The organism is Aeromicrobium flavum, assembly GCF_007992115.1.
Lineage (GTDB): Bacteria > Actinomycetota > Actinomycetes > Propionibacteriales > Nocardioidaceae > Aeromicrobium > Aeromicrobium flavum.
Window position 1 is genome coordinate 118,077 of sequence record NZ_BJZQ01000006.1, and the last position, 20,258, is coordinate 138,334.

At 69.8% G+C, this 20,258-nt stretch carries 16 protein-coding genes; 3 read left to right on the forward strand and 13 right to left on the reverse strand.

Annotated features, from left to right (window positions below):
* Positions 1-57 precede the first annotated feature (57 nt).
* On the forward strand, positions 58-4,593 hold the full coding sequence (locus AFL01nite_RS08295; RefSeq protein ID WP_146827202.1) for an ATP-dependent helicase: 4,536 nt from the start codon (positions 58-60) through the stop codon (positions 4,591-4,593).
* On the forward strand, positions 4,586-5,398 hold the full coding sequence (locus AFL01nite_RS08300) for a DNA-formamidopyrimidine glycosylase family protein (RefSeq protein ID WP_146827203.1): 813 nt from the start codon (positions 4,586-4,588) through the stop codon (positions 5,396-5,398). Before AFL01nite_RS08295 ends, AFL01nite_RS08300 begins: the two co-directional genes overlap by 8 nt.
* 92 nt (positions 5,399-5,490) lie before the next feature.
* Here the strand turns inward: AFL01nite_RS08300 and AFL01nite_RS08305 are convergent, their stop codons facing one another.
* The 13 genes from AFL01nite_RS08305 to AFL01nite_RS08365 all read right to left on the reverse strand — a co-directional run bounded on the left by AFL01nite_RS08305 (position 5,491) and on the right by AFL01nite_RS08365 (position 18,950).
* On the reverse strand, positions 5,491-6,423 hold the full coding sequence (locus tag AFL01nite_RS08305; protein WP_146827204.1) for a DUF559 domain-containing protein: 933 nt from the start codon (positions 6,421-6,423) through the stop codon (positions 5,491-5,493).
* A 165-nt stretch (positions 6,424-6,588) separates the two neighbouring features.
* A complete protein-coding gene (locus AFL01nite_RS08310; RefSeq protein WP_146827205.1) occupies positions 6,589-7,614 on the reverse strand; it encodes an NAD(P)/FAD-dependent oxidoreductase in 1,026 nt (341 codons plus the stop codon).
* Positions 7,615-7,666: 52 nt separating this feature from the next.
* Positions 7,667-9,142 carry a flavin-containing monooxygenase gene (locus AFL01nite_RS08315; protein ID WP_146827206.1) on the reverse strand — a complete coding sequence of 492 codons (1,476 nt, stop codon included), beginning with the start codon at positions 9,140-9,142 and terminating at the stop codon, positions 7,667-7,669.
* A 121-nt stretch (positions 9,143-9,263) separates the two neighbouring features.
* Complete coding sequence (locus AFL01nite_RS08320) at positions 9,264-11,579, reverse strand: hypothetical protein (RefSeq protein WP_146827207.1); 2,316 nt, start codon at positions 11,577-11,579, stop codon at positions 9,264-9,266.
* A 53-nt stretch (positions 11,580-11,632) separates the two neighbouring features.
* Positions 11,633-12,517 carry a type II secretion system F family protein gene (locus tag AFL01nite_RS08325; protein WP_146827208.1) on the reverse strand — a complete coding sequence of 295 codons (885 nt, stop codon included), beginning with the start codon at positions 12,515-12,517 and terminating at the stop codon, positions 11,633-11,635.
* On the reverse strand, positions 12,517-13,455 hold the full coding sequence (locus AFL01nite_RS08330) for a type II secretion system F family protein (RefSeq protein WP_146827209.1): 939 nt from the start codon (positions 13,453-13,455) through the stop codon (positions 12,517-12,519). Before AFL01nite_RS08330 ends, AFL01nite_RS08325 begins: the two co-directional genes overlap by 1 nt.
* A complete protein-coding gene (locus tag AFL01nite_RS08335; RefSeq protein WP_146827210.1) occupies positions 13,452-14,813 on the reverse strand; it encodes a TadA family conjugal transfer-associated ATPase in 1,362 nt (453 codons plus the stop codon). Before AFL01nite_RS08335 ends, AFL01nite_RS08330 begins: the two co-directional genes overlap by 4 nt.
* Complete coding sequence (locus AFL01nite_RS08340) at positions 14,810-16,015, reverse strand: CpaE/TadZ family protein (RefSeq protein ID WP_146827211.1); 1,206 nt, start codon at positions 16,013-16,015, stop codon at positions 14,810-14,812. The genes AFL01nite_RS08335 and AFL01nite_RS08340 overlap by 4 nt, the downstream gene beginning before the upstream one ends.
* Positions 16,012-16,686 (reverse strand): RcpC/CpaB family pilus assembly protein, encoded by a 675-nt coding sequence (locus AFL01nite_RS08345; RefSeq protein ID WP_146827212.1) that lies wholly within the window; start codon positions 16,684-16,686, stop codon positions 16,012-16,014. The genes AFL01nite_RS08340 and AFL01nite_RS08345 overlap by 4 nt, the downstream gene beginning before the upstream one ends.
* A gap of 34 nt (positions 16,687-16,720) precedes the next feature.
* Positions 16,721-17,905, reverse strand: a complete 1,185-nt coding sequence (locus tag AFL01nite_RS08350) for a TadE/TadG family type IV pilus assembly protein (protein WP_146827213.1) — start codon at positions 17,903-17,905, stop codon at positions 16,721-16,723.
* On the reverse strand, positions 17,896-18,285 hold the full coding sequence (locus AFL01nite_RS08355) for a TadE family protein (RefSeq protein ID WP_246119649.1): 390 nt from the start codon (positions 18,283-18,285) through the stop codon (positions 17,896-17,898). Before AFL01nite_RS08355 ends, AFL01nite_RS08350 begins: the two co-directional genes overlap by 10 nt.
* A gap of 118 nt (positions 18,286-18,403) precedes the next feature.
* Positions 18,404-18,586 carry a Flp family type IVb pilin gene (locus AFL01nite_RS08360; protein WP_146827215.1) on the reverse strand — a complete coding sequence of 61 codons (183 nt, stop codon included), beginning with the start codon at positions 18,584-18,586 and terminating at the stop codon, positions 18,404-18,406.
* A 199-nt stretch (positions 18,587-18,785) separates the two neighbouring features.
* Positions 18,786-18,950, reverse strand: a complete 165-nt coding sequence (locus AFL01nite_RS08365) for a Flp family type IVb pilin (RefSeq protein WP_146827216.1) — start codon at positions 18,948-18,950, stop codon at positions 18,786-18,788.
* 160 nt (positions 18,951-19,110) lie between these two features.
* Here AFL01nite_RS08365 and AFL01nite_RS08370 point away from each other — a divergent pair, with 160 nt between their 5' ends.
* Positions 19,111-20,247 (forward strand): cation:proton antiporter, encoded by a 1,137-nt coding sequence (locus tag AFL01nite_RS08370; RefSeq protein ID WP_146827217.1) that lies wholly within the window; start codon positions 19,111-19,113, stop codon positions 20,245-20,247.
* Positions 20,248-20,258 lie beyond the last annotated feature (11 nt).

Here is a 20,258-nt window from a genome sequence, read left to right on the forward strand (position 1 = left end):
CGGTGTCGGCCGATCTTCTGCAAGGCCGGTGTCGGACTCCGGTGCCACCATGGGTCCATGGGTTTCGGCAAGGCCACCGCCACGTGGTTCGACGAGTCGTTCTCGGCGCCCACCACGGCCCAGACCGGGGCCTGGCAGGCGATCGAGCGCGGGCGGCACACGCTCGTGGTCGCGCCCACCGGCTCGGGCAAGACGCTCGCGGCGTTCCTGTCGGCGATCGACGGGCTCCTGCACCGTGATCCCGAGGTCGAGCCCGCGGGCACCTCCGTGCTGTACATCTCGCCGCTGAAGGCCCTTGCCGTCGACGTCGAGCGCAACCTGCGATCGCCCCTGGTGGGGATCTCGGGCGTCGCCGCGCGACTGGGCCACGAGCTGGCGCCCGTCACGGTCGGGGTGCGCACGGGCGACACGCCCCCCGCCGAGCGGCGGCGCCTGCAGTCCCACCCGCCCGACGTGTTGATCACGACGCCCGAGTCGCTGTTCCTCGTGCTCACGTCCGCCTCGCGCGAGATGCTGCGGGGCGTCCACACCGTCATCGTCGACGAGGTCCATGCCGTCGCGGGCACCAAGCGCGGTGCCCACCTGGCGGTCTCGCTGGAGCGACTCGACGACCTCCTCGACTCCCCCGCCCAGCGCATCGGCCTGTCGGCCACGGTCAGCCCGCACGACGAGGTGGCGCGCTTCCTCGGCGGTCGCGCGCCGGTCGAGGTCGTGGCTCCGGACGCACCCTCGCGCCTCGAGCTGTCGGTGCGCGTGCCCGTCGAGGACCTCACCGAGATGCCGCCGCGTCACGAGGGGCCGCGCGAGGGCAGCGCCGCCCGGGCGCTCGACGAGTCGCGCCCGCCCGAGGGTGGCGGCACCATCTGGCCCCACGTCGAGGAGGCGATCGTCGACGCGATCACGGCGGCTCGCACCACGATCGTCTTCGCCAACAGTCGCGGCGTGGCCGAGCGGCTCACCCAGCGGCTCAACGAGGTGTGGGTCGAGCGCGAGACGGGGTACCGGCCCGAGCCGCACACCCGCCAGCCGGCGCAGCTGGGCGGGGGCTCCAACATCTCGCTGGGCGCCGAGCCCGTCCTGGCCCGCGCCCACCACGGCTCGGTCAGCAAGGAGCAGCGCGCCCTGATCGAGGACGATCTCAAGTCGGGTCGGCTGCGGTGCGTGGTCGCCACGTCCTCGCTCGAGCTCGGCATCGACATGGGCGCGGTCGACCTCGTGATCCAGGTGTCGGCCCCGCCGTCGGTGGCGTCCGGCCTGCAGCGCGTGGGCCGCGCCGGGCACCAGGTCGGCGAGGTCTCGCGCGGGCTCGTGTTTCCCACCGGCCGCCACGACCTGCTGTCCACCACGGTCACCGTCGAGCGGATGCTGGCCGGCCGCATCGAGCGGCTCTCGGTGCCGGCCAACCCGCTCGACGTGCTCGCCCAGCAGACGATCGCCGCCTGCGCCCTCGAGCCGATCGACGTCGAGGCGTGGTTCGAGACGCTGCGCCGCTCGGCGCCGTTCGCGACGCTGCCGCACGCCGCGTTCGAGGCCACGCTCGACCTCGTGGCGGGGCGGTACCCGTCCGACGAGTTCGCCGAGCTGCGCCCGCGCGCGGTGTGGGACCGGCAGGCCGGCACCCTCACCGGACGCCCCGGCGCCCAGCGCCTGGCCGTCACCAGCGGCGGCACCATCCCCGACCGCGGCATGTTCTCGGTCGTGCTGGCCGGCGAGGAGGGCACGCCGGGCCGGCGCGTGGGCGAGCTCGACGAGGAGATGGTCTACGAGTCGCGCATCAACGACGTCATCGCCCTCGGCGCCACCAGCTGGCGGATCCTCGAGATCACCGCCGACCGCGTCATCGTCGTGCCCGCGTTCGGCCAGCCCGCGCGCCTGCCGTTCTGGCGCGGCGACGCGATGGGTCGCCCGTACGAGCTGGGCGAGGCGATGGGCGCGTTCCTGCGCGAGCTCAGTGCCCTCTCCCCGGCCAAGCAGCGCGCCCGCGTCGAGCAGGTCGGCCTCGACGCGTACGCCGTGGCCAACCTCGGTGCGCTGATCGCCGACCAGTACGAGGCCACGCGCCAGCTGCCCACCGACACCACCCTGGTCGTCGAACGGTTCCGCGACGAGGTCGGCGACTGGCGCCTGGTGCTGCTGTCGCCGTACGGACGGGCGGTGCACGCGCCGTGGGCGCTCGTCGTGGGGCGGCGGATCGAGCAGCGGTACGGCGTCGACGGTGCGGTCGTGGCCTCCGACGACGGCATCGTCGTCCGCGTCCCCGACGTCACCGGCGAGCCACCCGGCGCCGAGCTGTTCGACCTCGAGGACCCCGACGACCTCGAGCCCCAGGTCACCGAGCTGGTCGGCGGATCCGCCCTGTTCGCGGCCCGGTTCCGCGAGTGTGCGGCCCGCGCGCTGCTGCTGCCGCGACGCAATCCCGGCACGCGCGCACCGTTGTGGCAGCAGCGCCGGCGTGCGGCCATGCTGCTCGACGTCGCGCGCAAGTACCCCGACTTCCCGATCCTGCTCGAGACCGCGCGCGAGGTGCTGCAGGACGTCTACGACCTCCCGGCCCTGGTCACGCTGGCGCGGCGGATGCGGTCGCGCGAGGTCGCGCTGGTCGAGGTGGGCACCGACAAGGCGTCGCCGTTCGCCCAGCGCCTGCTCTTCGGCTACGTCGGCGCCTTCCTCTACGACGGCGACCTGCCCCTGGCCGAACGGCGTGCTGCTGCGCTCACGCTCGACCCGGAGCTGCTCGGCCAGCTGCTGGGGCGGGCCGACCTGCGCGAGCTCCTCGACCCGGAGATCGTGCAGCTGACCGGGGCGGAGCTGCAGCGGCTCGTGCCGGAGCGCCAGGCCAAGAACCTCGAGGGCGTGGCCGACCTGTTGCGCCTGCTCGGTCCGCTCACCACCGACGAGGTCGCCGAGCGCACGCTCGAGGACGCCCGGCTGCAGGTCGGCGGCTGGCTCAAGGAGCTGCGTGAGTCGCGCCGCGCGATCGAGGTGCAGGTCGGCGGACAGGCCCGCTGGGCGGCGGTCGAGGACGCCGGACGCCTGCGCGAGGCCCTGGGCACGGCGTTGCCCCTGGGCATCGCCGAGGCGTATCTCGACACCGGCAACGACCCCCTGGGCGAGATCGTCGCCCGGTTCGCCCGCACGCACGGCCCGTTCACCACCGACGACGTCGCCGAGCGGCTGGCCCTCGGCCCGGCCGTGGTGCGCGACGCGCTGCAGCGTCTCGCCGACGCCGGGCGCATCACCCGCGGCGAGTTCCTGCCCGTGGCCTCCGGCGACACCGAGTGGGTCGACACCGAGGTGCTGCGCCGGCTGCGCAACCGGTCGCTGGCCGCGGCGCGCAAGCAGGTCGAGCCGGTCGACGCCGCCGCGTTCGCGCGCTTCCTGCCCTCGTGGCAGCACGTCGGATCGCGCCTGCGCGGGGCGGACGGTGTGCTCACCGTCATCGAGCAGCTGGCCGGCGCGGCGCTGCCGGCGAGCGCCTGGGAGTCGCTCGTGCTGCCCGCGCGCGTCACCGACTACTCCCCCGCCATGCTCGACGAGCTAACCACGGCCGGCGAGGTCACCTGGACCGGCGCCGGCACGCTGCCCGGTCGCGACGGGTGGGTGCGCCTCCTCCCGGGCGACACCCCGGGCCTGCCCACGGGCGACCTGGTCGACCCCGGCGACGACACCACGGCCGGCAAGCTGCTCGAGGTGCTGGGCGACTCCGGCGCCTGGTTGTTCAGCGAGCTGTCGAGCCGCATCGACGCACCCGACCGCGAGGGCCTGGTCGAGGCCCTGTGGGAGCTGGTCTGGAGCGGGCAGGTCAGCAACGACACGTTCGCCCCGGTGCGCAGCCTGGTCGCCGGCGGAGGCTCCCACCGCACCAAGCGGGCGGCGCCCCGCGCCCGGATGGTCGGCGGGCGGATGCGAGCGCCTCGAGCCGTCGTCCCGCCGATTGCGTCGGGTCGCTGGTTCTCGGTGCCCCTCGGGGGCCAGACCACGGCCGAGCACGTCGCCCGGGCCGAGACCCTGCTGAACCGCTACGGCGTCGTCACCCGCGGATCGGTGCAGGCCGAGCAGACACCCGGCGGCTTCGCCGCCGTCTACCGCGTCCTGCGCGAGATGGAGCAGAACGGCACGGCGCTGCGCGGCTACTTCGTCGACTCGCTGGGGGCGGCCCAGTTCGTCGCGCCGGGCGTCGTCGACCGGCTGCGGTCGTTCGTGCGCGAGGACGACGAGCCCGCCGACACCCCCGCGGTCACGCTGGCCGCCACGGATCCCGCCAACCCGTTCGGCGCCGCCCTGCCGTGGCCCGACCGTGGCGCCGACGGCCACCGCCCGGCCCGCAAGGCCGGATCCCTGGTCGTCATCCACGACGGCCGCGCGATCGTCTACCTCGAGCGCGGAGGCAAGTCGGCGCTCACCTTCAGCGACGACGCGCACGCCCTCGCCGCCGCGGCCGAGTCGCTGGTCTCGACGGTGCGCCGGGGACGGCTCGGTCGTCTGACGGTCCAGACCGCCGACGCCGAGCCCGTCGCGTCCACCCCGCTGGGCGAGGCGCTCGCTGCCGCCGGCTTCGAGGCCCACCTGAAGGGACTGCGGCTCGATGCCTGAGGGCGACACCGTCTGGCGCGCCGCCCACCACCTGAACGAGGCGCTGGCCGGCCGGGTGCTGACCGGCACGGAGTTCCGGGTGCCGCGGTACGCCACGGTCGACCTGGCCGGGCAGGTGCTGCACGAGGTGGTCAGCGTGGGCAAGCACCTGCTGATGCGCACCGACGACTGGTCGATCCACTCGCATCTGAAGATGGAGGGCTCCTGGCACCTCTACCGGCCCGCCACGCTCGCGCGAGGCGGCACGGGCCTGCGGCGCCCGGCGCACACGGTGCGGGCGATCGTGCGCACCGACGAGTGGGTCGCCGTGGGGTTCAGCCTCGGCAAGATCGAGGTCCTCGCCCGCGACGACGAGGCGTCCGCGGTCGGACACCTCGGTCCCGACGTGCTCGACCCGGAGTTCGACCGCGAGCTCGCGCTGGCCAACCTGCGGCGCGACCCGGACGCGCTGGTCTTCAACGCCCTGCACGACCAGCGGAACCTGGCCGGCTTCGGCAACGAGTTCGTCAACGAGATGCTCTACCTCTCGGGGATCGACCCGCACACCCGTGTCGGCGACGTCGACCTGGAGCGCGTCGTCGACCGCGGCGTGCGACTCATCGTGGCCAACCGCGACCGCGTCGAGCGCACCTTCACCGGCAATGCCCGGCCCGGCCAGATGACCTGGGTCTTCGGCCGCACCGACCGCCCCTGTCGCCGCTGCGACACCACCATCCGCGAGACCGCCCTCGGCCCCCTCACCCGGGAGCGCCGCGTCTACTGGTGCCCGACCTGTCAGCCCGCCTCGAGCGGGCGAGATCTGTAGCGTTCCGCACCCCGTGCGCGAGATGTGTAGCGTTCCGTTCGCTTCCGCAGCGCAGAAGGTACGCAAGGCTACGAATCTCGGGCGCCGAGGCGTCAGAAGGCACCGGGGGCGAACAAGGCCGCGTCGTCGAAGGTCAGCCGGGGTGCCGGTCCGGTGTGACCGTGATCGCGGAGTCGCCGGTCGATCCGGCGCAGGATGTCGACCGGCACGCGCAGGTCGCGGTCGACCAGCACGATCACACTCCAGCCTTGCGACTCGAGGTACTCGCGACGATCGCGGTCACGGACACGCTGCCGCTGCCCTTCGTGCCATCGGCCGTCGTACTCCACCGCGACCCTGAGGTGGGGCCAGGCGAAATCCGTGCAGGCGAGGAAGATCCCGCGTTCGTCATGGACGTCAAGGTTGCACACGGGCACCGGAAGTCCACCGAGCGCGAGAAGCATGCGCACGAAGGACTCCATCGGCGAACGACTCTCGGGACCGACATGATCGAGTGCACGACGCGCCGCGGCCACGCCGTCCAGGTGCCTCGTCTCGCAGTAGGTCGCCAGACGGTCCCGCGTCGTCAGCCGCTGGTGAATCAGCCAGTCGGCGGCCGCCACGAGTTGCACCAGCGTGAACTGGGTGGCGCAGTCGACGAACGTCCGCTCCGGTGACGTCACCGGGACTCCCCGCACGTCCCGCGTCGAGATCGAGTGCAGGCGACGGTGAATCCGGATGCGAGGTTCCCGACACACGGCGTTCTGCCGGGTCGAAAGATGCAGCCGCCCGTCGCTGCCACCACTCAGATCGAGGCCGTACCAAGCCAAGGCCGTGCGGTGACTGACGGCCGCATCACTCGGCGCTGCCAGCAGTGCCGCGAGCAGCCACTCGCGAAGGCCCATCGTCAGGCCCGCCAGCGCATACACGCCTCGGAACACCCGCACGAACCGTGCACCACCGAGGGCGCGCCGCGTCAGGCCTCTCGCTTGGGCCTCGGCGAGCGAGAACGGACGGTGGCGAAGCTCGGGCGGGACAGGGAGCATCCTGCGAGATTGGTCCCAGCCGAGCAGCCGGGGAAGGCCTCGAAAACAGTCTGTGGACGCCGGCGCAGCCGTCAACAGTTCTCAGACGGAAGATGTGCAGCGGCGCGCACACTCTGGCTCCTCAGAAGGTACGCAACGCTACAGATCTCGTCCGCCGGAGGCGGATCAACCGCGGATGAGGGCGGCGGCGTGCTGCGAGAGGGCCGGGGCCATCTGGATGCCGTAGCCGGCCTGGCCGACGTACCAGAAGAAGCCGTCGGCCTTCTCGTCCCAGCGGGTGACGGGGTTGCCGTCGGGAGCGAAGGTGCGCAGGCCGGCCCACGCGGTGCGGACGCTGCGCAGTCCGAGGGTCGTGACGTCGTTGACCGCCTCGATGGCGCGGGCGATCTCGAGCTCGTCGGCCTTGGGGTCGCCGGGCTCGTGGAGTGACGCGTCCTGCGGCGAGCAGAGCACCGCGCCGCCCTCGGCCTTGAAGTAGAAGCCGTCGTCGATGCCCGCGGTGAAGGGCACGCCCTCGAGGGAGGCGTTCGTCGGTGACTGGAAGATCGTGCGTCGACGCGGCTCCAACCGCAGCCGCTCGGCCCCGAAGACGGCACCCACCACGTCGCCCCAGGCGCCCGAGGCGTTGATGACGACGTCGGCACGGAACTGGTCGCCCGCCGTCGTCGTGACGACCCACTCCCCCGCCTCGCGCAGCGCCGAGGCGACGCGGGCCGAGGTGGCGATGGTGCCGCCGCGGGCCCGGAAGGCGCGGGCGTACGCGTGGTGCAGTCCCATGACGTCGAGGTCGAGGGCGGTCTCGTCCCACGCCGCGACCCGGACCGCGCCGGGCCGCAGCACCGGGCACAGCTTCTCGGCCTCGGCGCCGTCGACGAGCTCGGCCGGCGTCTCGGCGACGAGGCGGCGCACGTCGTCGTCGCGGCCGTTGACGCCCAACCACAGGCAGGCCATCGGCGAGGCGACCGGACCGTCGACCTCGAAGGGCGGGTCGATCAGGTAGGCGTGGCTGGCGGCGGTGAAGTCGCGCACGACGGCCGGCCCGTACGAGCCGATCCACGTCGCAGCCGACCGGCCGGTGGTGTGGACCGCGAGAGACTTCTCGGCCTCCAGCACCAGGACCTCGCGGTCGAAGGCCAGCTCGTACGCGATGGCGACTCCCGAGATCCCGCCGCCGATGACGATGACGTCCATCGACCCATCATGGCCGACCTCGAGGGGAAGGACCCGAGGAACACCCGCCTGTTCACACGACCTTCACGGGAGCGGCGGGGAGGTCGGCGGTGCGCACCCAGACCATGTCCTCGTCGAGGTCGGTGTGCTTGGCGTCCCACGAGTCGAGGAACCAGTTCTGGCGCACCTTCCACGGCGTGCGGGCACCCGAGCGCGGCAGCAGCTCGTCGGCGCGCGCGATGTAGCCGGAGTTCAGGTCGAGCAGTCGCTCGTCATGGCCGAAGTCGGCCGCGGGGTCGGGGATGCCGTAGGCGTAGCCCTTCACCTCGAGGTGGTTGAGGTAGTCGGCCACGTACTTCCACGTGAGGTCGGCACGCAGCGTCCAGGAGGCGTTGGTGTACCCGACGCACCAGGCGAGGTTGGGCACGCCGCTGAACATCTGGCCCTTGTACGTGTAGAGCTCGTGCGGGTCGACCTTGGCGCCGTCGATGGTGACGTCGATCTGGCCCAGGGCGACCAGCTTGAGGCCGGTGGCGGTGACGACGATGTCGGCGTCGAGGTGCTCGCCCGACTGCAGGGCGACGCCCTTCGGCGTGAACTCGGCGATGCGGTCGGTGACGATGTCGGCCTTGCCCTCGCGGACCGACTTGTAGAGGTCGCCGCCGGGCACCACGCACAGGCGCTGGTCCCACGGGTTGTAGGGCGGCCTGAGGCTGCGGCGGTCGACGTTCGGCATCGACTTGCCGGTGAGGCCGAGCAGGATCGTGCGCGCGATCCGCGGGAACGCGCGGCAGAGCATGTAGAAGCCGACCGTCATGACGGCGTAGCGCAGGCGGGCCACGCGGTGCACGAGCTGCTTCGGCAGGAACCTCTTGGCGAGGTTGGCGACCGGGTCGGTGCCGGGCTGGCTCAGCACGTAGGTGGGGGTGCGCTGCAGCATCGTGACCTTGGCCGCGTCCTTCGCCATCGACGGCAGCAGCGTGATCGCGGTGGCGCCCGAGCCGATGACGACGACGTTCTTGTCCGTGTGGTCGAGGTCCTCGGGCCAGAACTGCGGGTGCACCAGCTCGCCCTCGTAGGACTCCAGTCCCGGGAAGTCGGGCGTGTAGCCCTCGTCGTAGCTGTAGTAGCCGCTGCAGAGGTAGAGGAAGCTCGCCGTGATGGTCTCGGTGGAGCCGTCGGCGAGGGTGCTGGTGACCGTCCAGGTGGCGTCGTCGCTGGACCACTCGGCCGTGCTCACGCGACGGCCGAAGCGGATCCGGTCGGCGATCCCGTGCTTGGCCGCGGTGTCCTCCAGGTACTGGCGGATGTCGGCGCCGTCGGCGATGGCCCGGTGGTGCGTCCAGGGCTCGAACGGGAAGCTCAGGGTGTACATGTCGGAGTCCGAGCGCACGCCCGGGTACCGGAAGAGGTCCCACGTGCCACCGATGGCATCGCGCTGTTCGAGGACGGTGTAGCTGCGGCCCGGCGCCCGCTCCTGCAGGCGGTACGCCGCCCCGATTCCTGAGAGGCCGGCACCGACGATGATGACGTCGACGTGATCGGTCATGGCACGCTCCTATGTGACATTGGTGGTGTCACATTAACAGGGGTTGTGGCCCACGTCACTGGTCTGACCCAACGGCGAAGGCCCGGCCGGGAGAACCGGCCGGGCCTTCGTTGTTGTCCTGCTACTTCTTGGCGACCTTCTTGTACGCCGAGTACCGGTTCACGGTCGTGTAGCCGGCCTTCGTCGCCGTGACCTTCACGCGGATCTTCTTCCCGCGGTACTTCTTCGGGATCTTGTACGACGACTTCGTCGCCCGCGAGATCTTCTTCGACCCGACGTACCACTGGTACCGGTAGACGATGGGAGCCGGACGCCACGACGCCGAGACTCGCAGGGTCCCCTTCGGGCGCGCCGAGCCGAAGATCCGCGGCGTGTTCGTCGTCAGCACGCCACGGGCCACGGGGGCCGTCGGAGCGCTCACGATCGTCTTGGGGGCATACCCGGTGCGCTCACCGCGCACCTGCACCGTGATGCGCTGGCCGGCGGCCGACGCGGGCACCGTGAAGAAGGTCGAGGTGCCCTCCTGGACGGCGCGTCCACCCACGAACCAGGTGTACTGACGGGTGGCCGGCGAGACGGGCAGCCACCCGGTCGCGCTGGCACTGAGCCGCTGGCCGACCCGCGCGGTTCCCGACACGGCGACCTTGCCACCGGTGAAGCTGGCGCCGGTCACCACCATCGAGTTCGTCGGGCGCGACTGCGGGTTGTAGCCGGCCTTGATGCCCTTGACCACGGCGTGCACCCTCGCGCCCATCAGCGACGACGAAGGCGTGTACGTCGCGCGCGTCTGGTTCGCGATCTTCACGTTGTCCGCGTACCACTCGTACTCGAACTTCTCCGCGGCCGGAACCCACGCCCCGGGGTCCACCGTCAACGGCTTGCCCTGGACACCCGTGCCCACGAGCCGCGGTGCGGGAATCGTGTCGAAGTTGAGGTTGGTCACGGCCACGGTCGGCGAGCTCTCGATCGTCATCTCGTCGAAGTTCAGCCGCCGAGCCGTGACGCGGACCTTGATCTGCTTGCCCGCCTGCGCTGCCGTCACGCGGAACGTCGAGTCCGTCGCTCCCGAGATCGGCTGGGTGCCGGCCCACCACTGGAAGGACGACGAGTCGGGGCGCGGACTGAAGGTACCCGTGGTGGCCGACAGCGTGTCGTTCACCTTGATGCCACCGATCGGCGACGTGATCGTGGGGACGGCCGTGTTCGTGAAGACGCCGTCCTGGATCGGCAGGGTCGGAACCCACTGACTCGAGGCCGGACTCGGGAACGTCTCCTCGCGGTAGCCGTCCTTCTTGCCCGTGACCACGGCGATCACGCAACGGCCCTTCTCGTTCAGGGTCGGTGAGAACGCCTGGCGATCGGCGTCCGGGATCGGCTCCCAGTGGGCCAGCAACCCGTCGTTGCAGTTCGACGTCTCGATCCAGTACCGGTACCACCGGAAGCGAAGCTCGACACCGCCGGGATGCCAACCGTTGTCCGTCGCGTCGTAGCGCTCGACTTGCGGCGTGTCGGGCTTCAGGTCGACGGTCAGGATGTTCTGGACGCCTCGGTGACCCAGGACGACGGCCGGCTTCAACGGGGTCAGACCGGTGTCGGCCGCGGACGAGGACGAGCAGTGAGGGGCCATGCGCACCCGGTCGACCATCGCGACCGAGTCCAACGACTCATTGTTCGCGTCGGCGATCGAGAGCGTTACCTTCGACCCGCTCGTCACCGGAACCTCGAAGGTGTCCACCGAGCTGAAGTAGTCGAAGGGCGTGATCTGGGGCAGCAGCGGAGCGGCGTGCACGTCGGGCTGGCGATCGAACTCCTGCTCCACCTCGGACGTGCCGTGCCAGTACTGGATCGAGTTGACGGCCATCGGCTTCTTCTCGACCCTGGTGGTCTCGAACTCGCGATCGGCGATCTGCCCGATGAACCAGTTGCCCTGGTGCTTGGCATACTCCGTCTCGTCGCCGTCCCGCGTCAACGAGATGACATCGGACTTGTGGACGTCCGGGTCGTACATGTGCACGCGTTCCTCCGTGCCCATGGCGACGTCCACCAAGAGGCAGGACCCGACTGCGGCACCGACCGAGAAGGTCATGGAGACCTTGTCCGCACCGGCCAGGTTCGTCGAGGGTGCGAGGGCCGGCACGGTCATGTCGAATAGGTCCGCTGCCTTGCCCGTCGACATGACGGCGTACTGATGGTTGCCACCTCGACGCGGGAAGTCGTTGAAACGCTGCGCCGGCGCGGTGGGGTTCGCCTTGTAGAACGACGCGACGCCGAACCCTCGTGGATCTCCCGTACGGGTCATCGTGACGCCGGTCGGCAGGTCGAGGGCCGTTTCGAGTGCCGTTTGCGACACGTCGGCGTGCGCGACCGTGCCGGTCGTGGCCGCGAGCAACCCTCCCAGCACGGAGCCCGCGATGATCGGGCTGAAGAACCTACGCATGATGAAACTCCCTCGATTTCGAATACCGACGCCGGAGCAGCCCGGCGGCGGGGTCACGCACCCTTGAACTGCGCGATCGCGGCGATGACCGCCGGACCGATGACGATGATGAACAAGACCGGCAGGATCGTGCCCATGAGCGGCAGCAGCATCTTGACCGGGATCTGGTTGGCGACTCCTTCAGCGCGAAGGCGTCGCCCGACCCGCATCGCGTTGGCCTGGTCGCGGACGATGTCGGAGACCGGCACGCCGAACTCCTCGCCCTGCAGGATCGAGCGGACGAACTTGCGCAGCTCCTCGACGTCCGTGCGCTCCATCAGCGACTCGTAGGCCTCGCGACGCGGCAGTCCCAGGCTGATGTCCTGGACGGTGCGGACGATCTCTTCCGAGAGCGGCCCCGAACCTGTCTGTCCCGTTCGCGCCAACGCATTCTCGAAGCTGGTGCCGGACTCGATCGAGATCGTGATCTGGTCCAGCAGGTCCGGCAGCGCGTACTGGATCTCCTCCTGGCGCCGCACGGCCTTGCCGTTCAGGATGATGTCCGGTCCGAAGTAGCCCATCAGAGGGGCGCCGAACAGCATCATGACGCCGAGCAGGCCACCCTTGCTGGAGTAGATCATGATGCCCAGCCCCAGGCCGATCGCACCGATGATGACCTTCTGCATCAGGATCTTGGCGACGCTCGAGCCCTCCGGACGTCCCGCGAGCATGTAGTTGCGCTCGGCCTTGGCCACGATGCCGCTCGGCGTGAGCCGGTAGCCGAGCCCGCGGCTCGCACTCGCGTGGAGGTTCTTGGCGGACCCCGCCACGACGACCTCGGACTCGGTCAGCTCACGCAGGCGCGCGGCCGCGGCCGACTCCTGCTTGCCGAAGATGCCGAGGGCCTTGAACATCAGGCCGAGCGCGCCGAAGATCGCGATGATTCCGATGAGGAGCATTACAGTTTCACCTTCGTGATCGACCGGAGCCACAGTCCGCCCAAGGTGTAGAACACCAGGGAGATGACCATGAGGATCTTTCCGGCGCCGGTGTTGAACAGCGGCATCATGTACTCGCGGTTGATCAGCAGGAACATCAGGCCGACGCCGACCGGCAGACCCATCAGGATCACGGCGGAGGCCTTGCCCTCCGCGGCCAGGGACTCCACCTTCTGACGCAGCTCGTTCCGCTGCGAGATCGTCTCGGTGACGCGATCGAGGATCTCGCTCAGGCGGCCACCGGACTCACGCTGGATCGCCACCGCCTCCGTCACCCACAGGAAGTCCGCGCTCTCCATTCGCTCGGCGGTGTCCTTCATGCCGTCGATCAGGTCACGACCCAGCCGCGTCTCGTTGACGATCCGGGCGAGCTCCTCGCCCATCGGCTCGTCCATCTCGGCCGCGACGCTGCCCAACGCGTTCGGCACATTCATGCCCGACTTCAACGCCGAGCTGAACTGCGTCATCGTCTCGGCCATCTGGAGACCGAACTTCTCGCGGCGACGCGACGTCTTGACGCCGACGTACATCTTGACCAGGAACGGTGCTGCGAGCAGCAGGATGAAGGCGAAGAAGAACGAGCCGGTCAGGGCCAGGCCCGCGGCGAACGCGATGAACGCGATGAGCAGGGTCGTCGCCACCACCGAGGTGACGCTCGACTTGAGTCCGGCGAGGGCCAGCTCCTCCTCGGAGAACGGCTTGAGACCGAAGGTCTTGAGGACCCTCTCGATGACGTCGTAGACCGGGGTCGAAGCCTTCATGCGCGCGCCGTCGCCGGCCTGCTCGGCCCTCATCTGCTCCGAGCGCAGGTTGGCCAGCTCGGGCTGCAGCATGACGTAGCCGAACGCCGCCACCGAGATCAGGATCGACACGACGCCGATCGACAGCAGGCTGATCACGAGGCGGTCTCCTTGCGGGCGGTGAGCAGGTGCGGCGGGATCTTGATCCCGCGCTCGTCGAGCATCTCGATCAGGTGGACGCCGTCGCCGACGGCCTGGACCGAGCCGCGAGGGTGGCCGTCCTCGTCGTAGCCGGCACCGAAGTCGAAGCGGTAGAGGTCGCGCAGCACCGGCTGGTCGTCCTCGATGCCGATCAGCTCCGTCACGTAGGTGATGCGGCGTGAGCCGTCACGCAGGCGCGAGATCTGCACGATCATGTCGACGGCGGACCCGATCTGCTCGCGGATCGCGCGCAGCGGCAGGTCCATGCCGGCCATCAGCACCAGCGTCTCCAGACGGGCGATGCAGTCGCGCGGCGAGTTGGCGTGCAGGGTCGAGATCGAGCCGTCGTGGCCCGTGTTCATCGCCTGCAGCATGTCGAGCGCCTCGCCCGAACGGCACTCGCCGATCACGACGCGATCGGGGCGCATGCGCAGCGAGTTCTTGACGAGGTCGCGGATGGTGACCTCGCCACGGCCCTCGATGTTGGCCGGCCGTGCCTCCAGCTGGACGACGTGCGCCTGCTGGAGCTTGAGCTCGATCGCGTCCTCGATGGTGACGATGCGCTCGTCCTCGGGGATGAACGACGAGAGCACGTTCAGCAGCGTGGTCTTGCCGGTGCCGGTACCACCCGACACCAGGATGTTGAGCCGCCCGCGCACGCAGAGCTCCAGCAGCTCGGCCAGGTCGGGGCTCATCGACCCGTAGTTGATGAGGTCCTGGATGCTGAGCGCCTTCTTGGCGAACTTACGGATCGTCAGCGAGGAACCGCGCACCGCCAGCGGCGGGATGACCGCGTTGACACGGGACCCGTCGGTGAGGCGGGCGTCCACGAGCGGCGACGACTCGTCGATGCGGCGACCGACCTTGCCGACGATGCGCTCGATGACGCGGCGCAGCTGGTCCTCGGAGCTGAACGACTCGTCGGCCAGGGTCAGCTTGCCCTTGCGCTCGACGAAGATCTGCGAGGGGTGGTTGACCATGATCTCGCTGACGTCGTCGTCGTCGAGGAGTCGCTGGATCGGGCCGAGGCCGAGCGCGTCGTCCTCGATCTCGCGGGTCAGCTGGGCGCGCTCGGAGGCACCGAGCTGGACGTGCTCCTCCTGGAGGATCACCTCGAGCTCGGCCCGCACGAAGTCACGCAGCTGCAGGTCCGTGAGCGACGCGTCGTTGATGCGGGAGCCGATCCGGCGGAACAGCGACTCGACGGAGCGGCGCTTCAGGTCGTCCAACACCGCCGAGCGCTGCAGGACGGTCGTGGGTCGATTGGTCGTGTCGGACACCTTCTCGGCGGCCAACAGACGGTCGGTGATGCTCATTCGTCCCTCCTGAACAGTCCGCCCTTGCGGCGCGCGGTCTCGCCGCGCAGCTTCGCCACGATCGAGTCGACGGCGCCGGACAGCTCCGCCGAGCGCTTGGCCTGCGCCAACGGCCGGCCGGTGTTCACGGACAACGCGATGTCGACCGATCGGGCGATCGACACGTCGACCGGCATCTGCATCGCCTGGGCGATGTCCTCGACCTCGAGGCCGGTGCCGGACTCGGTCATGTTGACGACCAGGTGACGGCTGCGCGGCAGCAGGTCGATCCGGTCGAGCAGGTCGGCGGCGCGGCGCAGGGCCTTGACGCTCGACACGTCCATGGTCGTCACCATGATCACGTCGGTGGCCACCTCGAGGGCCGCCATCGTCTCGTCGGTCAGGCCCGAGCCCGTGTCGACGACGACGTAGGCGTACTCCTTCGACAGCTGGCGCAGCAGGTCACTCTCCTGCTGGGGCGCGATCTTCTCCAGCGCCGCCGGCGACTCGGACGCCGCGAGCACGAGCAACTGCTCGTCGAACGCGTTGAGCAGCCCCTTGACCACCAGCGGAGGGTGCACCGAGTTCTCGGTGAAGGCGTCCTCGAGCGTGTGCTGGGCGTTGATGTTCAGGACGCTGCCGACGTCGCCGAACTGCGAGTCGAAGTCGACGACCACCGTGTCCAGCGGAGCGCGGCGGGACAGCGCGATGGCCAGGTTGGTCGAGATCGTCGTCTTGCCGACGCCGCCCTTCGGCGACAGCACCACGACGACGCGGTGCTCCTCCGGATCCACGCGGATGACGGGTGCGACAGGGACGGGAGCGGACGCGGCGGGCGCTCGCTCGTCCGTGACGCCGGGCATCGCCGAGCCGATGTGGCGGGCGAGAAGCCGCTCGATCTCCAGGTCGGACGAGATCGCCGAGACGGACTCGACGACGCCGAACTGGCGCTGCTCCGTCGACAGCGGCTCGGGCTTGTCCCGGACCAGCACGACGGGCACGTCCAGCTGGTGGTCGTGCACGATGTCGGCCAGCTCCATGGACTGGTCGTCATCGACGTCCTCGCAGATGATCACCAGGTCGATCGCCCGCATCGTGCCCAGCATGGAGTTGAGGGCGTGCTCGGTGAAGGTGGGCTTGAGACCCACGACCTGGCGGTCCGCGACGCGTCGGAGCCTCCCCGCGAAGGGGCTGGCCTCGGTGATGACGACGATGATGCTCATTTCACAAGATTCCCCGCATCCACGGCCGACGCACCATCACGCTTGGTCTTGTCGTTCTGGATGGTCAGACGGACCTGCCCGAACTGTGCGGCGGCGGCCACCTGCGTGGCCTGTGAGGTCGTCACGCCGAGCGTGACCACCATGGAATTGTCCTCATTGGACTTGACGTGCGTGACCAGGACGTTCTGCGCGATCATCCGGCTCCGCTTGTCCTCACCCTTCTCGACGGTGGCGATGACCCCGACGCGCACGTTCTCGTCGATGCGCTCGCCCACGCCCGCGGCCGCATCGAGCGACAGCGAGATCTCCTGCAGGCCATCGGGCAGCTTCGCACCCGAGGCCGCCTTGGCGCCCTCCTTGTCGAAGCGCGTCGAGAGAAGCTGCTCACCGGCCACCAGTGGCACGGTCGTCTTGAGGCCCTCGATGTCCTTCAGGTCCGTGACGCGGTTCTTGGCGACCGCGGCATTCGGGAGCTTCACCAGCTCGACGTTGTCGGCCACGGTCGCCGAGTCGGCATTGGCGTCCAGGTCGGACACCACGCGGTACGCCTCGACCAGCTCAGCGCCATCGAAGGCCCGGCTCTTGGCGCTCGCCGCATAGGCGACGACAGCACCGATGCCGATGATCGCCAAGACTGCGGCGGCGATGGCGGCGATGACGCGAGAGTTCATGAACCGTGTCCTTCGAGAGAGTGGGGGAAGCGAGTCACTTGATGAGCTTGACGTTGGTGAGGCCGAGGTTGGGAGCGTCGCCGCTCAGCCCCGATCCGGTGTTGTTGTAGAACGACCCGTACTGGGTGAATCCGTTGAAGAGAGCGCCCTCGGACGAGCGGACGAATTGCCCGCGGACACCGGTGCACCCGCCGCCGATGGTGGCGAAGTTGAACTTCATGTCGCAGTTGTTGGTGTAGCTCAGAGCCGAGAAGCTCGGCTGCACCCCGAAGTACAGGAAGGGGTAGTTGACCCACTTGTCGACCTTGAACGGTGCGAATCCGAAGATCACCAGGCGGCTGGTGTAGGTGACCGAGCCCCAGAAGATCGACTTCTTCTCGACCGCGTAGATGGGCATCATGACGACCGAGCCGGGACCCACGCCGGCCAGCTTGCTCTCCATGCACGTGTCGACCGTGATGAGGGACCAGTCGTCCAGCATGTTGCGGTAGACGTCCCACAGGTTGGCACTGAAGTCGCAGTTGGTGTTGACGCCGGGGAAGAACGAGCGCGTGAAGTACATGGCCTGGCCGACCGCGCCGTAGCCGGAGGCCGAACCGCGCTTGGAGTAGACCGTCGCGGTGCTGGCGCCGGTGCCGGGGCAGCTCGTCTCCGCCGTGCTGTACCGCGCCCAGATGTAGGTGCGCATGGCGCCGGGCGAGGCGGCCGAACCGGGCTGCGCCGCGAGCCAGTCGCAGTACGGCAGGCCCATCGGGATGAGCTTCGTGCCCACGAGGGGCACGCTGTTCCACGTCGCCGTCGCCTCGGAGGCCACCGTGCTCGACGAGTCGCCGAGGACCTTGGCGAAGGTGTGGTTCACGTTCTTCGAGACCCGGACCGTGACCTTCGCGTCCTCGTAGGTGGGGCTCTTGACCACGCCGTTCTTCAGCGTCTGGACCGAGGCGGTGGGGCCGGCGTTCTGCTGGCCGTAGAACGTCGCGGTGCTCGGCAGGCAGGTCGGCTTCTTGAGCGAGCAGTCCGTGGCCAGCGCGAGGACGGCCTGGTCGGCGGCGTTCTGGACCTCGGCCTTCTCGCTGGAGGCGACGGCGAAGTCGATCGACACGGCGGCCATGCCGAGCAGGGCGACCATGGAGAGCGTCACCAGGACGATCGTCGCGCCGCGCTCCTTCTTGCGAAGGCCGAAGCGTCGCTTCGTGCGGTTCGTGGGCGTCAGACGCACTGGGCCACCCCCTTTCCGCGGTAGGTGAAGTTCGCGCCGAAGAGGCCGGTGTAGGTCGATCGGACGACGGTGGCCGTCACGGTCACGGCCTTGCCGCTGTTGGAGGCGTTGCAGTCGAGTGATCGCGTGACCGCGGCCGTGGGTGCCAGGCCGGTGACGTTGGCGCGCGCCGCGTTCCAGTCACGATCGATCGAGTAGTTGCGCGCGGCGATCTGCGTGGCGTTGTTCAGCTGCGTGCGGTAGTTGAACGCCATGCCGAACTCGACGATGCCGATGATGATGGTCATCAGGATCGGGACGACGAGCGCGAACTCCACGGCAGCGACACCGCGCTCGCGCCCTCGGCGCGAACGTCGTGTCCAGGTCGTGAAGTGCTGCATCACGTCTCCCTCCCTCAAAGGACGTCATGTGGTGGGGCGACGGTGCCCCGGGACGGGTGTGCCGCGCCGCGAGTCGCGACGCGGCACACCCTGGTCGGTTCGTGCGAACCGGCTCGGATCAGAGGCCGAGCTGGCCGCCGAGGCCGTTCCAGAAGCCGGTGAGCTCGCCACCGAAGACGGCGATCGCGCCGACGATCGCGACGGCGATGCCGGCGATGATGAGCGCGTACTCCGTGGCGGTCGCGCCCTTCTCGTCGCGCTTGCCCAGGATGGCGGCCAGGAAGTTGAAGGTCTGCAGCATGGTTTTCTCCTCTGTGTGTCGTGGTGAACTCGCACACTGCGAAGTCCCCTACGGAGGAAACTAATGGGGCCCTAGTGCACTGGATGCGGTTTCTGAGAAAACAACACACCTAAGCGGAGAAAATAGTCCGTTGGGACTACCGATACGGGTGTTACTCGTGTGGTTTGGGTTCCGAAGCGACGAATTTCGGGCAGACGACTCAGAAAATCGCGCCGAAACCCTGCAGGTTCGCAGCCAGGGAATCGCCGAAGAACACGATGATGCCGACCAGCATGACGGCGACGCCGGCGATCAGCAGGCCGTACTCCGTGGCGCTCGCACCGCGCTCGGACCTGACGGTCCCGAACCAGCTGTGCAGTCTCATGGCGCCTCCCGTGGGCCTCGCCGCCCTCGGCCCCGAGGTGGGAGCGCTGTGACGGTTGGGGACGAAGGTAATGGAACACCGCGGGCCTCCGCCGCCGATCGACCACATTGGAACCCAGCCGTCACAGGGCATTCCCCCTCCGACCGGCGCACAATCGAGCATGACCTTCGAGACCCTCGCGCTGGTCTGCCTGATCGGCCTGATCGGGCCGTTGCTGGCGGTGCCGGCGCGGTGGCGGGTGCCGGTGGTCGTGGGCGAGCTGCTCGGCGGACTCGGGGTGGGTGCCAGCGGCGCGGGCTGGCTGGACGCGGACGACGAGACGTTCCGGTTCCTGGCCGAGCTGGGCTTCGCCCTGACGATGTTCGTGGTCGGCACGCGCGTGCCCATCCCGGAGCGCGGGCTCAAGTCCGCGCTCGCGGCCGGGCTCGGACGGGCCGTCCTCGTCGGCGTAACCGCGGCGTGCCTCGGCGCGGCGCTCGCGTGGGCCTTCGACTCCCCGCACGCTGCACTCTTCGGTCTCCTCATGGCCTCGTCGTCGGCGAGCCTTGCGATGCCCGTCGTCGAGGAGCAGGGCCTCGAGGGAGCCCCGCTGGCCCGACTGCTCGCCCAGATCGCCGTCGCGGACGTGGCATGCATCGTCGCGCTGCCCCTGGTCGTCGCTCCGGCGCGCGCCGGTGAGGCAGCGCTCGGCACGCTGGCCGTGACCGCGGCGGGCGTCACCCTCTTCTTCGTGTTGCGAGCGCTCGAGGCCCGCGGCATCTGGGAGGCCGTCCACGAGGAGAGCCGCGAGCGCCGCTTCGCCCTCGAGCTGCGGATCAGCCTCATCGTCCTGACCGTGGTCGCCGCACTGGCGGTCGCCACCCACGTGACCGTCATGTTGGCGGGCTTCGTCTGCGGGCTGGCGATCGCCGCGGTCGGGCCGCCCCGCCGGCTCGCCCGTCAGCTGTTCGCCCTCGCCGACGGCTTCCTGGGCCCGGTGTTCTTCGTCTGGCTCGGCGCGTCCCTCGACGTGGCCGCCGTCGCCGACGAGCCGCGGCTGATCCTGCTCGGCGCGTGCCTGGGTGCCGGCGCGATCGTGGCGCACCTCGCCGCACGGCTGACCGGCGTGCCGGTGCCCGTGGCGATCCTGACGGCCGGACAGGTGGGCGTGCCGGTCGCGGCGGCCACGATCGGCACCCAGACCGGCGAGCTCGACGGCGGCCTGCCCGCCGCCCTCATCCTCGGGGCCCTCGTCACGGTCGCGGGAGTCTCGATCGCCGCGCGGTTCCTGCCCGAACACGCACCGGACCGCGAGTGAGTCGGCCGCGA